At 72.6% G+C, this 13,089-nt stretch carries 13 protein-coding genes, 1 pseudogene and 1 riboswitch; of the genes and pseudogenes, 8 read left to right on the top strand and 6 right to left on the bottom strand.

All coding sequences use genetic code 11. The annotated features are described in order from the left end of the window. Positions 1-60 precede the first annotated feature (60 nt). Positions 61-1,410: a class II 3-deoxy-7-phosphoheptulonate synthase gene (locus J1792_RS28945; RefSeq protein ID WP_086572760.1), complete on the top strand. Its 1,350-nt coding sequence runs from the start codon at positions 61-63 to the stop codon at positions 1,408-1,410. 148 nt (positions 1,411-1,558) lie between these two features. Next, positions 1,559-1,807 carry a (2Fe-2S)-binding protein gene (locus J1792_RS28940; RefSeq protein WP_086572762.1) on the top strand — a complete coding sequence of 83 codons (249 nt, stop codon included), beginning with the start codon at positions 1,559-1,561 and terminating at the stop codon, positions 1,805-1,807. Positions 1,808-1,837: 30 nt separating this feature from the next. On the opposite strand, the gene bfr is transcribed toward J1792_RS28940, so the two are convergent. Beyond that, positions 1,838-2,326: a bacterioferritin gene (gene bfr, locus J1792_RS28935; protein WP_086572763.1), complete on the bottom strand. Its 489-nt coding sequence runs from the start codon at positions 2,324-2,326 to the stop codon at positions 1,838-1,840. A 150-nt stretch (positions 2,327-2,476) separates the two neighbouring features. On the opposite strand from bfr, the gene J1792_RS28930 reads away from it, so the two are divergent. Next, positions 2,477-3,109: a sulfite oxidase-like oxidoreductase gene (locus J1792_RS28930; RefSeq protein WP_207248541.1), complete on the top strand. Its 633-nt coding sequence runs from the start codon at positions 2,477-2,479 to the stop codon at positions 3,107-3,109. A 30-nt stretch (positions 3,110-3,139) separates the two neighbouring features. Here J1792_RS28930 and J1792_RS28925 read toward each other — a convergent pair whose 3' ends face one another. The 5 genes from J1792_RS28925 to thiO all read right to left on the bottom strand — a co-directional run bounded on the left by J1792_RS28925 (position 3,140) and on the right by thiO (position 8,307). Continuing rightward, positions 3,140-4,030 carry a deoxyribonuclease IV gene (locus tag J1792_RS28925; RefSeq protein ID WP_086572766.1) on the bottom strand — a complete coding sequence of 297 codons (891 nt, stop codon included), beginning with the start codon at positions 4,028-4,030 and terminating at the stop codon, positions 3,140-3,142. 8 nt (positions 4,031-4,038) lie between these two features. After that, entirely contained in the window at positions 4,039-5,994 is a 1,956-nt protein-coding gene (gene pknB / locus J1792_RS28920; protein WP_207248540.1) for a Stk1 family PASTA domain-containing Ser/Thr kinase, read from the bottom strand. 124 nt (positions 5,995-6,118) lie between these two features. Next, complete coding sequence (locus J1792_RS28915) at positions 6,119-6,913, bottom strand: thiazole synthase (RefSeq protein WP_086572767.1); 795 nt, start codon at positions 6,911-6,913, stop codon at positions 6,119-6,121. Positions 6,914-6,922: 9 nt separating this feature from the next. After that, entirely contained in the window at positions 6,923-7,147 is a 225-nt protein-coding gene (gene thiS, locus J1792_RS28910; RefSeq protein ID WP_086572769.1) for a sulfur carrier protein ThiS, read from the bottom strand. Then, the gene (gene thiO, locus J1792_RS28905) at positions 7,144-8,307 is read right to left on the bottom strand and encodes a glycine oxidase ThiO (protein ID WP_086572778.1); all 1,164 of its coding nucleotides are present in this window, start codon (positions 8,305-8,307) and stop codon (positions 7,144-7,146) included. Before thiO ends, thiS begins: the two co-directional genes overlap by 4 nt. Next, a riboswitch (TPP riboswitch) is annotated at positions 8,305-8,417 on the bottom strand. It overlaps the preceding gene by 3 nt. A gap of 209 nt (positions 8,418-8,626) precedes the next feature. Here thiO and J1792_RS28900 point away from each other — a divergent pair. The 5 genes and pseudogenes from J1792_RS28900 to J1792_RS34660 all read left to right on the top strand — a co-directional run bounded on the left by J1792_RS28900 (position 8,627) and on the right by J1792_RS34660 (position 13,084). Beyond that, a pseudogene (locus J1792_RS28900) lies at positions 8,627-9,795 on the top strand (NAD(P)/FAD-dependent oxidoreductase). 107 nt (positions 9,796-9,902) lie between these two features. Beyond that, positions 9,903-10,268, top strand: a complete 366-nt coding sequence (locus J1792_RS28895) for an Rv2175c family DNA-binding protein (protein ID WP_086572772.1) — start codon at positions 9,903-9,905, stop codon at positions 10,266-10,268. A gap of 96 nt (positions 10,269-10,364) precedes the next feature. After that, the gene (gene thiE, locus J1792_RS28890) at positions 10,365-11,018 is read left to right on the top strand and encodes a thiamine phosphate synthase (protein ID WP_086572773.1); all 654 of its coding nucleotides are present in this window, start codon (positions 10,365-10,367) and stop codon (positions 11,016-11,018) included. Between the two features lie 135 nt (positions 11,019-11,153). Beyond that, positions 11,154-12,071 (top strand): methylenetetrahydrofolate reductase [NAD(P)H], encoded by a 918-nt coding sequence (metF, locus tag J1792_RS28885; RefSeq protein ID WP_086572775.1) that lies wholly within the window; start codon positions 11,154-11,156, stop codon positions 12,069-12,071. Between the two features lie 527 nt (positions 12,072-12,598). Continuing rightward, the gene (locus J1792_RS34660) at positions 12,599-13,084 is read left to right on the top strand and encodes a hypothetical protein (protein ID WP_242646800.1); all 486 of its coding nucleotides are present in this window, start codon (positions 12,599-12,601) and stop codon (positions 13,082-13,084) included. Positions 13,085-13,089 lie beyond the last annotated feature (5 nt).

Genomic DNA, 13,089 nt, shown 5'->3' with positions numbered 1-13,089 from the left:
TTCGTCTCACAGTGCGGTCCCGCCGCTGGACGCCCTCCCCGACCCCGTAGTGTTGAGGGCGTGACCGTGAACGCTGAAATCCACGCCGGTGGCAACACCTGGCGCTCCCTGCCCGCGGCGCAGCAGCCTGACTGGCCGGACCAAGAGGCTCTGCGCGATGTGATCGCCGAGCTCGAGTCCTATCCGCCTCTCGTCTTCGCCGGCGAGTGCGACCAGTTGCGCCAGCGCCTGGGAGCCGTCGCGCGAGGAGAGGCGTTTCTGCTCCAGGGCGGTGACTGCGCGGAGGCCTTCGACGCCGTCGGCGCCGACCAGATCCGCAACAAGCTCAAGACCCTGCTGCAGATGGGCGCGGTGCTCACCTACGCCGGGTCCGTGCCCGTCGTGAAGGTCGGCCGCATCGCCGGCCAGTACAGCAAGCCGCGTTCGAAGCCGACCGAGACCCGCGACGGCGTGACCCTGCCGACCTACCGCGGCGACTCCGTCAACGGCTTCGCCTTCACGCCCGAGGCCCGTACGCCGGACCCGCAGCGGCTGAAGCGGATGTACCAGGCCTCGGCCTCGACGCTGAACCTGGTGCGTGCCTTCACCACCGGCGGTTACGCCGACCTGCGCCAGGTGCACGCCTGGAACCAGGACTTCGTGAAGTCCTCGCCGTCCGGTCAGCGCTACGAGCAGCTGGCGCGCGAGATCGACCGGGCGATGAACTTCATGAACGCCTGCGGGGTGGACCCGGAGGAGTTCAAGACCGTCGAGTTCTACGCCTCCCACGAGGCGCTCGTGCTCGACTACGAGTCCGCGCTGACCCGTATCGACTCGCGCACCGGCCACCTCTACGACGTCTCGGGCCACATGGTCTGGATCGGTGAGCGCACCCGGCAGCTGGACGGGGCGCACATCGAGTTCGCCTCGAAGATCCGCAACCCGATCGGGGTGAAGCTCGGGCCGACCACGACGCCCGAGGACGCCCTCACGCTGATCGAGCGGCTCGACCCCGAGCGCGAGCCCGGCCGTCTGACGTTCATCACCCGGATGGGCGCGGACAAGATCCGCGAGAAGCTCCCCACCCTGGTGGAGAAGGTCACGGCGTCCGGCGCCCAGGTGGTGTGGGTCTGCGACCCGATGCACGGCAACACCTTCGAGGCCGCCTCGGGCCACAAGACCCGTCGCTTCGACGACGTCCTGGACGAGGTCAAGGGCTTCTTCGAGGTCCACAAGAGCCTGGGCACCCACCCGGGCGGCATCCACGTGGAGCTCACCGGCGACGACGTCACCGAGTGTGTGGGCGGCGGCGACGAGATCTTCGTCGACGACCTCCACCAGCGCTACGAGACGGCGTGCGACCCCCGCCTGAACCGCAGCCAGTCCCTGGACCTGGCCTTCCTGGTCGCCGAGATGTACCGCGACCAGTAGGGGTGGCTTTCATCACCGTCGGTGACGACCGTGGGGCGCGGATCTGTGATCCGCGCCCCACGGCGTTGTGACCGGCCGCCGGGGCGGGTAAGGTAAGGGTAACCTTATTGATCAACTCGGCCCCCGGGCCGGCGCAAGGCGGTGACGCGTGTACGTCTGCTCGTGCTTCGGCATTACCGAGCGGCAGGTGCGCGAGCACGCGGACAAGGGTGCGTGCACGCCCCGGCAGATCGCGTCCGCCTGCAAGGCCGGCACCGACTGCGGTGGCTGCGTACGCCGCATCCAGGCCCTGCTCGGCCGGGGCGCCTGCCCCCGCCGGGAGCTCACCGACCAGGGGGAGACCGACGTGCTGGGCGCCGATGCGGCGCTCCTGACGGCCTCCGCCGCGGCCGCCTGAGCCGGCGGCCCCCGAGCCGACGGCCGCGGGTCAGTCGCCCCCGCCGTTCTCCTGCTCGATGAACTGCGCGAGGTAGAGCGCCTCGCCGAGCTTCTCGATCAGCTCCAGCTGGGTGTCCAGGTAGTCGATGTGGTCCTCCTCGTCGGCGAGGATCGACTCGAAGATGTTGGCCGAGGTGATGTCGCCCTTGGCCCGCATGACCTCCACGCCGCGCCGCAGGCGGTCGATGGCCTCGACCTCGACCTGCCGGTCGGCCTGGAACATCTCGGTGACCGTCTGGCCGATCCGGACGTGGAAGAGCCGCTGGTAGTTGGGCAGCCCCTCCAGGAAGATGATCCGGTCGGTGAGGGTCTCCGCGTGCCGCATCTCGTCGAACGACTCGGCGCGCGTATGTGAGGCGATCTTGGTCCAGCCGTGGTGCTCCTGCAGCTTCGCGTGCAGGAAGTACTGATTGATCGCGGTCAGCTCGGCAGTCAGCTGTTCATTGAGGAACTCGATGACCTCGGGGTCGCCCTGCATCGCAGAGGCTCCTTCCAAGCAGAATGGCAGGTTGCGCGCATCCTCGCACCGCCCCGGGGAGCCGTCCAGTAAGTGCACACTTAGTGGGAGTTGTCCAGATAACGCAACCCCCGGTCATCAGCACCCCCCACGGTCTGACACCATTGAGCCATGGGGCCCTCGAAGAACACCGAAAGCCGCAAAGGGGAGAATCTTCAGCTGCCCCCGGGGCAACGGCTCCAGCGCGGATGGCCGGTGACCCACTACGGCCCGGTGCCGAGGTTCAAGCCGGACCGCTGGGAGTTCCGCGTCTTCGGCGCCACGGCGGGCGGTGACAAGCACTGCTGGACGCACGAGGAGTTCTCCGCGCTGCCGTACACCACGGTCGTGGCGGACCTGCACTGCGTCACGAAGTACAGCATGCTCGGCGCCGAATGGGGCGGGGTCTCCACCCGTACGATCCTCGAACTGGCCCCGCCCGCGCCCGAGGTCACCCATGTGATGGTGTGGGCCGAGTACGGCTTCAGCTCGAACCTGCGGCTCGCCGACTTCACGGCCGAGAAGACCATGTTCGCCACCCACAAGGACGGCGAGCTCCTCACCGCCGAGCACGGCTTCCCCGTCCGCCTGGTCGTCCCGCACCTCTACGCCTGGAAGGGCCCCAAGTGGGTGCGCGGCGTGGAGTACATGACCACCGACCGGCGCGGCTTCTGGGAGGAGCGGGGCTACCACAACATCGGCGACCCCTGGAGCGAGCAGCGCTACTCCTACCAGGAGAAGCCCGGCGAGGGCCCGGAGCTCTAGGCTCCCCGCCCCGGCAGGTCAGGCGGCCTGTCAGCCGTCGCGCAGGGCCTTCAGCCGCGCCACGTCCACGGCGTGTCCCTCCTTGCCGCCGGGCGTCTCGATCGTCAGCGGCACGCCGGCCGTCGCCGCGTGGGCGAACAGCTCGGCGAAGGGCTCGGCGCCGATGTGGCCGGATCCGATGTTCTCGTGCCGGTCCTTGTGCGCGCCCACGACGTCCTTGGAGTCGTTGGCGTGGATCAGCCCCAGCCGGCCCTCGCCCACCACGCCGACCAGCTCGTCGAGGGCCAGCTTCATCCCGCCGGGCCCCGCCAGGTCGTGCCCGGCCGCGAAGGCGTGGCAGGTGTCCAGGCAGACGCCGAGCCGGGGGTGGTGCTCCAGCGCGTCGAAGTACGGCCCGAGGTCGTGCACCCAGGAGCACAGCGACGCGCCCTGACCGGCCGTCGGCTCCAGCAGCAGCCGCGGGTCGTCGTCGTGGGTGAGCTCCTCCAGCAGCGGCAGCAGCCGCTCGTGGACCTGGGCCAGGGCCTCGCGCCGGGGGCGGCCGCCGGTCGCCGAGCCGGTGTGGACCACGACGCCGCGCGCCCCGATCTCCCGGCCCCGGCGCAGCGAGTGCCGCAGGGACTCCACGGACCGCTCGACGGTCGCCTCGGTGTGCGAGCCGAAGTTGATCAGGTAGGGGGCGTGGACGAAGACGGGGATCCCCTCGTCCGCGCAGGCCGCCCTGAACTCCTCGTCCTGCCGGGGGTTGCCGTCCGGGGTGGCCCAGCCGCGCGGGTTGGCGACGAAGACCTGTACGGCCTCGGCGCCCATCTCCCGGGCGTAGGGCAGGCCCACCCGGGCGAGGCCGCCGGCCACCGGGATGTGGCCGCCCACGGGGTTGCGGGCGGGGCCGGGCGGAAGGTCGGTGCTGGTGATGTTCATGATCCTGTTCAGATGCCGCTCTTCATGCGGATGACGATGGTGTCCCCCTTGGCGGCCCGCTCGCCGCCGCGGACCGACTGGCTCTCGACGGAGTCCTTCGGGAAGAAGAACGGCCGCTCCACCTTCACCCCGAAGCCCGCGTCCGTCAGGGTCTTCCGGGCCTCCGCCTCGCTCTTCCCGGTGACGTCGGGGACCGCGATCATCTCCTTGCCCTTGGAGAGGGTGACGGTCACGGCGTCGCCCTCGGCGGCCTGCGCCCCCTTGGCGGGGGACTGCTGGGCCACGGAACCCTGGGGCCGGTCGGAGAAGACCTGGTCGTCCGAGACCTTGACGTCCAGGCCCGCGTCGCGCAGCGCCGAGGTGGCGGCCGCGGCGGACAGCCCGGTCACGTCCGGCACGCTGATCTGCCGGCCCTGGCTGACGACGAGCGCCACCGCCGAGTCCGGCCTGCGCTCCACGCCCGGCTTGGGGTCGGTGGCCAGCACCGAGCCCTTGGGCGTCTCGCCGCTGAACTGCTTGCTGATCTCGCCGACCGTCAGCCCCTGGCCCTCGATCTTCTTCTTCGCCTGGTCCAGGGTCATGCCGACGACGTTGGGCACCTCGGCCTTCTGCGGGCCGCGCGAGACGGTCAGCGTCACCTTGCCGGTGTTGCGGATGCGCTCGCCCGGCTTCGGGTCGGTGGCGACGACGTGCCCGCGCTCGACGGTGTCGCTGAACGCCTGGTCGGTGCGCACCCCGAGCCCGGCCGCGTCCAGCTTCTTCTCCGCCTCGGCCTGGGTGAGGTCCAGGACGCCGGGTACGGACGTGAACTGCCCGGAGTTGATGTACCAGACGCCCGTGCCGGCCAGCACGGCCAGCAGGGCGCCCAGCGCGGCGATGATCCAGCGGCGCGGCGGCATCCGCCGCGCGGCTCCCCGCCGGCCGGGCGGCCCGGCCGGCGGGGCCTGGACCGGCGGCGCGGAGGGAGCCGTGACGCGCTCCAGCCGGGTGGTGTGGTGGAGCTCGTCCTCGCCCTGCGCGGGCACGACCACGCGCGGGATGACGCTCGTACGGTCCTCGGAGCCCACGGATTCCGCGGCGGGCGCGGCGCCCGGCGGCTCCGCGTCCAGCTGCTCGTCGGTCAGGGCGGCGCGGGCCTCGCGGACCATGGCCAGCAGCTCGACCGCGTCGACCGGGCGCCGCCCGGCGTCCCGGGCGGTGGCGGCGGCCACCAGCGCGTCCAGCGCCGGCGCGAGGCCGGGGACGGCGGCGGACGGCGGCGGCACGTCCTCGTGGAGGTGCTGGTAGAGGATCTGGGCGGCGGTGCCGCCGCTGTGCGGCTTGGCGCCGGTGAGCATCTCGTAGAGGACGACGCCGCAGGCGTAGACGTCGGCGCGGGTGTCGGCCGTGCCGTGCTCGATCTGCTCGGGGGCGAGGTAGGAGACCGTGCCCAGCACCGAGCCGGTGCTGGCGGTGGTGTTGGTGTCCACCGCCCGTACGAGACCGAAGTCGGCGACCTTGACCCGGCCGTCGTCGCCGATGAGCACGTTCTCCGGCTTCATGTCGCGGTGCACCAGCCCCGCCACATGGGCCGCGCCCAGCGCGGCCAGGATCGGCTCGGCGATGTCGAGCGCCGCGCGCGGGCGCAGGGCGCCGCGGTCGCGCAGCACGTCGCGCAGGGTGCAGCCGGCGACGTACTCCATCGCCAGGTAGACGTACGGGCCGTCGGTCCCCTGGTCGAAGACGCCGACCACGTTGGCGTGGTCGAGGCGGGCCACGGACCTGGCCTCGCGGATGAAGCGGTCCACGAAGGCCTGGTCGGCGGCGAGCGAGGGGTGCATCACCTTGAGTGCGAGCACCCGGTCGAGCCGGGTGTCCAGGGCCCGGTAGACCGTGGCCATGCCGCCCACGGCGACCCGCGCCTCGACGCGGTATCGGCCGTCGAGCAGGTGATCGACGAGGGGGTCCGGCAGGGTCGTATCCACGGCACACGAGTCTACGAGTCGCGAGGCGCGACCTGGACGGCGTGCGCCCCGCTCGCTCGTTCTATAGCCGAACAGTGACAGGAACGGCTGGTCGGAAGGCTCATCGGAACGCCGAACGCTCCGGTCAGAACGCCGGACGCTCCGGGTCGAGCCGCGCCATGCCCTCCACCGGCGACGACGCCTCCGCGAAGTGGCGGCGCGGGATCCGCCCGGCCCGGTGGGCCAGGCGCCCGGCCTCCACCGCGTGCCGCATCGCCTCCGCCATCAGCACCGGCTCCTGCGCCCGGGTGACGGCCGAGGCCAGCATCACCGCGGCGCAGCCCAGCTCCATGGCGAGCGCCGCGTCCGAGGCGGTGCCCGCCCCGGCGTCCAGGATCACCGGCACCTCGGCCCGCTCGGTGATCAGCTGGAAGTTGTGCGGATTGCGGATGCCCAGGCCCGAGCCGATGGGCGCGCCCAGCGGCATGATGGCCGCGCAGCCCACGTCCTCGAGCTTGCGGGCCAGCACCGGGTCGTCGTTGGTGTACGGCAGCACGGTGAAGCCGTCGTCGACGAGGATCTCGGCGGCGTCCAGCAGCTCGATCGGGTCGGGCAGCAGGGTGCGCTCGTCGGCGATCACCTCGAGCTTGACCCAGTCCGTGCCGAGCGCCTCACGGGCCAGCCGGGCGGTGAGGACCGCCTCGCCGGCGGTGAAGCAGCCCGCGGTGTTCGGCAGCACCCGGATGCCGTGCTTCTCCAGGACCGACAGCACGGAGCCGCGCACGGTCGCGTCGAGGCGGCGCATGGCGACCGTGGTCAGCTCGGTGCCGGAGGCGATCAGGGCGCGCTCGAGCACGTCGAGGCTGGGGGCGCCGCCCGTGCCCATGATCAGCCGGGAGGTGAAGGGGGTGTCCGCGATGGTGAGCAGGTCGTCGGCCATCTGTGCTGATCAGCCTCCCTGGACGGCGGTGAGGACCTCGACCCGGTCGCCGGCGGCGAGCGGGGTGAGCGGCCACTGGCCGCGGGGGACGACGGCCTCGTTGACCGCGGCGGCGACTCCGCCGTGCGCGGTGGTGAGACTCGCCACGAGCCCGTCGAGGGTCGTCCCGGCGGGGACGTCGCGGTGCTCGCCGTTGACGCTGATGCTGTGGGTGATGACGTCGCTGCCGGTCATGCGGGCTGCTCCTGGAATGCGTGGGTGAAGCGTCGGGGGGAGAAGGGGCGGGCCTCCTCGGGCAGCCGCCCGGTGGTCAGCACCTCGGCCATCACGTCGCCGGTGACCGGGGTGAGCAGCACGCCGTTGCGGTAGTGGCCGGTGGCCGCGAGCAGCCCGGGCAGGGCGGTGGGGCCGAGCAGCGGGGCGTTGTCGGGGGAGCCGGGCCGCAGCCCCGCGCGGGTCTCCACCAGCGGCAGCTCGGTGATGCCGGGCATGAGCTCGTGGGCGTCGCGCAGCAGCTCGTAGACGCCGCCGGCGGTGACGGTGGTGTCCCAGCCGAGCTCCTCGCTGGTGGCGCCGACGACCAGCTCGCCGTTCTCGCGCGGCACCAGGTAGACCGGGCAGCCGCGCACCACCGCCCGTACGGTGCGGGAGAGGAAGGGCCGGTAGGCGTCCGGCACGCGCAGCCGCAGGACCTGGCCCTTGACCGGGCGGACCGGGGGCAACACGTCCTCGGGCAGCCCCGCCAGGCGACCGCTGAGGCTGCCCGCCGCCAGCACGGTCTGGCCGGCGGCCAGCAGGGTGCCGTCGGCGAGCTCGGCGCCCACCGCGCGGCCGCCGGCCAGCAGCGCCCGTACGGCCTCGTGGCGGTGGAAGACCACCCCGGCCCGCTCACAGGCCGTCAGCAGGGCCCGGGACAGGCGCCGGGGGTCGGTCTGGTGGTCGCCGTCCACCCGCAGCCCGCCGCGCACGCCGGGCGCCAGCATCGGCTCCAGGCGGCGGCATTCGCGCCCCGACAGCCACTGCGCGTCCAGCCCGGAGCGCAGCTGCAGCGCGTGCAGCTCGCGCAGATGGGCCCGGTCGTCGGCGTCGAGGGCGACGGCGAGGGTGCCGCAGGCGCGGTAGCCGGTCTCCACGCCGCTGGCCTCCTCCAGCTCGGCCGTGAACGCCGGATAGCGCCGCGCGGAGGCGAGGTTGAGGGCGAGCAGCGTCTGCTCGCCGTAGTGCAGTTCGGTGACGGCGGCCAGCATTCCGGCCGCCACCTGGGCCGCGCCCTGGCCGGGCGCCGGGTCGGCGACCGCCACGCGCAGACCGCGCTGGGCGGCGCGCCAGGCCGTGACCAGGCCGATGACGCCGCCGCCGATGACCAGAACGTCACGGGTGTGCCGCGCGTGCATGGGCTTCCAGCCCCTCCCTTCGCCGGCATGACCCGGATCAGGTTCGTACGGTCGGAGGCCGTCCAGCCTCCCTCTCAGCCCGGTGCGTCCGGGCTCCCGCGAGTGCTTGCAGCGGCCACAGTAGTACGCGCCGAGGAGGGGCCGGAAGGGCGGCCCACGCGTGGTTCGTGGTGATCGGACCCCCAAACATCGTGACGCTGTGTCAGAGGTCTCGTCACCGGTTGCTCCGACGGACGCAGGTCGCCGTCCTACAGTTGATCGTGTGAGCGAGCAGACGAACACCTCCAGTGACCGGCGCGTCGTCATCGTCGGCGCGGGCATGGCCGGGGTGCAGACCGCCGTCGCCCTGCGTGAGCAGGGCTGGAAGGGCGCGATCTCCCTGCTGGGCGCCGAGCCCCACCCGCCCTACGACCGCCCCCGCTGTCCAAGGCCGTGCTCCTCGGCAAGGCCGAGGGATCCGCCTTCGAGGTGGACTTCGCCTCGCTCGGCATCGACCTCGAGCTGGGACGGGAGGCCACCGGCCTGCGGGCGGACGAGCATGTGCTGGAGACCGCGCGGGGGCCGGTGCCCTACGACGTGCTGGTCGTCGCCACCGGCGCCGAGCCCATCACCCTGCCCGGCAGCGAGGGCGTGCCCGGCGTCCACGTGCTGCGGACCCTCGACGACGTCGAGGGGCTGCGCCCGGTGCTCGCCGGGCAGCGCGACGTCGTCGCGGTCGGGGCCGGCTGGATCGGCGCCGAGTTCGCGACCGCCGCGCTCGAGGCGGGCTGCCGGGTGACCGTGGTCGAGGCCGCGGACCGGCCGCTGGCGGACGCCATGCCGCCCGAGGTCGCCACCCACATGGCCGAGTGGTACGCCCACAGCGGAGCCCGCCTCGTGACCGGCGCGCGGGTGGCGGCGGTGGAGGAGGGCGCGGTCGTCCTCGACGACGGCACCCGCCTGCCGGCCGGCGCGGTGGTCGTCGGCATCGGGGCCCGTCCCGCGACGGCCTGGCTGGCCGGTTCCGGCATCGAGCTCGCGGAGGACCGCTCCATCGCCGCCGACGACCGGCTGCACACCTCGCTGCCGGACGTCTACGCCGTCGGCGACTGCGCCTCCTTCCCCTCCGCCCGCTACGGCGAGCGGCTGCTGGTCCACCACTGGGACAACGCCCTGCAGGGCCCCCGGACCGTCGCCGGGAACATCGTCCACGGCCCGGCCGAGGGGCCGGTGTACGACCCGGTGCCGTACTTCTGGTCCGAGCAGTTCGGGCGGTTCGTGCAGTACGCCGGGCACCACGCGCGCGCCGACGAGCTCGTCCGGCGCGGCGACCCGGCCGGCGCCGCCTGGACGGTGTGCTGGCTGCGGGCGGGCGTCCTGGTGGCGCTGCTGGCCGTGGGGCGCCCGCGCGACCTGGCGCAGGGCCGCAAGCTCATCGAGCAGGGGGCGGTGCTGGACCGGTCGAAGGCCGCCGACGCGTCCGTCCCGCTGAAGTCCGCGGTGCTCTGATCCGCGGTGCTCCGAGGGGCCGGTGGGGTGACCTCCGGGCCGGTTCGGGGACCGGCTCGGGTCAACCCGGCTACCGACTGTCAGTCCCGGATGGCAGGCTTGTCCCTGTGACCGAGATTGACGCAAAGATCGATGCTCTCGTCCCCGCCTGGCTCAACCTCCCCGACATCGCCGAAATGCTCGATGTCGAGGTGACGCGCGTCCGGCAGCTGGTCAAGGAAGGCCAGCTGATCGCCGTGCGCCGTGGCGAGAACCGAGTGCTCATGGTGCCCGCCGAGTTCATCGGCGAGGGCAAGGTGGTCAAGGGCCTGGCCGGGACCTTGACGCTGCTGCGGGACGACGGCTTCAGCGACCAGGAGATGCTGGAGTGGCTCTTCACCCCCGACCCGACCCTGCCCGGCACCCCCGCGCAGGCGCTGCGCGAGAATCGCGGCACGGAGGTGAAGCGCCGCGCCCAGGCGCTCGCCGTCTGAGCCTTCCGACCGCGGAGGGGTAGAGAGAAAGACCGTCCGGTGTACGGGTCCGGCAGCCCCGGCCCGTACACCGCCGACCCGGGGGGAGACACCCGAATGTCCGTCACCGCGCGCGAGCGGCTCGCCGACGCCCGGCTGTACCTGTGCACCGACGCGCGCAGGCGCCAGGGCGACCTGCCGCAGTTCCTCGACGCGGTGCTCTCCTCCGGAGTGGACATCGTGCAGCTGCGCGACAAGGGCATGGAGGCGGGCGAGGAGCTGGAGCACCTCGCCGTGTTCGCCGAGGCCGCCCGCCGCCACGGCCGGCTCCTGGCGGTCAACGACCGCGCCGACGTCGCGCACGCCATCGGCTCCGACGTGCTCCACCTGGGCCAGGGCGACCTTCCGGTGCCCGCCGCCCGCGCGATCCTCGGCGAGGACGTGCTGATCGGCCGCTCCACGCACGCCGAGGCCGAGGTCGACGCCGCCGTCGCCGAGCCCGGCGTGGACTATTTCTGCACCGGCCCCTGCTGGCCGACCCCCACCAAGCCCGGCCGCCACGCCCCGGGCCTTGACCTGGTGCGCTACGCCGCCGCGCTCGAGCCCGTACGACCCTGGTTCGCCATCGGCGGGATCGACGAGGGCAACGTCGACGAGGTGCTCGCCGCCGGTGCCCGGCGGATCGTGGTGGTGCGCGCCATCACCGAGGCCGACGACCCGGCCGCCGCCGCCGCACGGCTGGCGAAGCGGATACGCGCCCACGAGGGGTAAGGGCATAGCCGTCCGGCTCCTCGTGAGACGCCCGGCGTCCAAGGAGTGGGACGGTCGGTGGACAGTCGCCCGGCGAACGGGACATTTCGCCTATTCGGTTGGGGGGTCCACGGACCCGCTGGTTAACTTGCCGGTATGGCCCTTGGCACTGCCTCCACCAGGACAGACCACGCGCGCACCGTGCGGGAGCTGCTCGCCTCAGGCGAGCGGTCGTACTCCTTCGAGTTCGCCGCCCCGAGGACGGCGAAGGGCGAGCGGACGCTGTGGAATGCCATCCGCCGGATCGAGGCCGTCGGACCGACCTTCGTCTCGGTCACCTACGGCGCCGGCGGCTCCTCCCGTGAGGGCACCGTCCGGGCGACGGAGCGCATCGCGACCGACACCACGCTGACCCCGGTGGCCCACCTCACGGCGGTCGACCACTCCGTGGCCGAGCTGCGCAACATCATCGGCCAGTACGCCGACGTGGGCATCCGCAACATGCTCGCCCTGCGCGGCGACCCGCCCGGCGACCCCATGGGCGAGTGGGTGCGCCACCCCGACGGCGTGCGCTACGCCGCGGACCTGGTGCGGCTCATCAAGGAGTCGGGCGACTTCTGCGTGGGCGTCGCGGCCTTCCCCGAGATGCACCCGCGCTCCACCGACTGGGAGACCGACATCGGTCACTTCGTCGACAAATGCCGGGCGGGCGCCGATTTCGCCATCACCCAGATGTTCTTCTATCCCGAGGACTATCTCCGGCTCCGCGATCGGGTAGCGGCAGCGGGTTGCCAAACTCCGATCATTCCGGAAATCATGCCGGTCACCAACGTGCGCCAGATCGAACGATTCGCGCAGCTCAGTAACGCGGCCTTCCCGCCGGACCTCGCGGAGCGGATCCTCGCGGTGAAGGACGACGCGGCCGCTGTACGCTCGATCGGAATCGAGTACGCGACGGACCTGTGTGCCCGGTTGATGGCCGAGGAGATCCCCGGGTTGCACTTCATTACCCTGAACCACTCAACGGCCACGTTGGAAATCTACGAGAACCTGGGGCTGCACCAGCGGTCCTGACACGGTCGGCCGGCGGACGGGCGGCCGCACGAGAGGGGCGTTAATGGGCTGGACGGTCCTCTACATCGCGTTCGGCATCGTCGCGCTCTGGCTGCTCGGCGAGGTGCTGCTGCAGTACAAGGCGCGGCTGCGCTGGCGGCTCCTCGCCTTCGTCGGCTTTCTCGGCGTCGTCGCCGGAGTCGCCCTACCGTCCGTGGCGGTCATCGTCGTGGGCGCCCTCGCCTTCGGCGTCGGCCAGACCTTCGTGACCCTCTCGTTCCGTCGTGGCTTCTCCATGGGCTGGGCCCTGCGCCGCAAGGAGGAGGACGGCGGCCCCGAGAGCGCGCCGAAGGGCAAGAACGCGCCGAGGGGCAGGGGCAAGGGCAGGGGCAGAGCCGCGACCGAGAGCCGGGCCGGGTCCGGGCGCCGCCGCAGGGCGAGCGCCCCGCCCCGCCGCACCGTCCGCCGCTCCCGAGGCCACCGGCCCGTCCTCCGGCCCCGACGCGCCCCCGCCCGCCCCCGGTCTGGACGCCGCCGCCACCGAGCTCATGCCCACCGTGCCCCAGCAGCCCACGGCCGAGCAGCCGCACCCCGGCTACGACCCCGCCGGCGCCGACGACAACGTCTTCGGGCACACGGACGGTTACGGCAACCAGGACGGCTACGGCAACCAGGCCGCCTCCGGCGCCCCGGACCAGGGCGGCTACGCCGGCCAGTACGACTACGGCCAGGGGCAGTACGCCTCGTACTCCGACCCGTACATCGGCAACCGCCCGCAGTCCTACGAGCAGTACGACGTGTACGGGCAGCAGCAGCCGTACCAGCAGCAGCAACAGCAGCAGTACGGCGGCGGAACCCCCGCCGCCGGGGTGTACACGCCGCAGTACGACTTCGACACCCCGCCCGGCGGCGTCTGGGTGCCGCAGCAGCGCGACAACGACACCCCGCCCTCCGGCCAGCCCGGGCAGCAGCAGTACCCGCCGCAGCAGGCGCCCGGCCACGGCTACGACGAGCAGCAGCACTACCGCTACTGACGCCC

Origin of the sequence: Streptomyces triculaminicus, assembly GCF_017349075.1 — a bacterium.
Lineage (GTDB): Bacteria > Actinomycetota > Actinomycetes > Streptomycetales > Streptomycetaceae > Streptomyces > Streptomyces triculaminicus.
This window is presented reverse-complemented; position numbering and strand designations above follow the sequence as displayed.

What these genes read in the sequence shown, in the direction of transcription:
- thiS (WP_086572769.1), bottom strand. Translation starts at nt 7,147, where the DNA reads ATGACCGGCAGCGACGTCATCACCCACAGCATCAGCGTCAACGGCGAG.
- bfr (WP_086572763.1), bottom strand. Translation starts at nt 2,326, where the DNA reads ATGCAGGGCGACCCCGAGGTCATCGAGTTCCTCAATGAACAGCTGACT.
- J1792_RS34660 (WP_242646800.1), top strand. Translation starts at nt 12,599, where the DNA reads ATGCCCACCGTGCCCCAGCAGCCCACGGCCGAGCAGCCGCACCCCGGC.
- metF (WP_086572775.1), top strand. Translation starts at nt 11,154, where the DNA reads ATGGCCCTTGGCACTGCCTCCACCAGGACAGACCACGCGCGCACCGTG.
- J1792_RS28930 (WP_207248541.1), top strand. Translation starts at nt 2,477, where the DNA reads ATGGGGCCCTCGAAGAACACCGAAAGCCGCAAAGGGGAGAATCTTCAG.
- thiE (WP_086572773.1), top strand. Translation starts at nt 10,365, where the DNA reads ATGTCCGTCACCGCGCGCGAGCGGCTCGCCGACGCCCGGCTGTACCTG.
- thiO (WP_086572778.1), bottom strand. Translation starts at nt 8,307, where the DNA reads ATGCACGCGCGGCACACCCGTGACGTTCTGGTCATCGGCGGCGGCGTC.
- J1792_RS28925 (WP_086572766.1), bottom strand. Translation starts at nt 4,030, where the DNA reads ATGAACATCACCAGCACCGACCTTCCGCCCGGCCCCGCCCGCAACCCC.
- J1792_RS28915 (WP_086572767.1), bottom strand. Translation starts at nt 6,913, where the DNA reads ATGGCCGACGACCTGCTCACCATCGCGGACACCCCCTTCACCTCCCGG.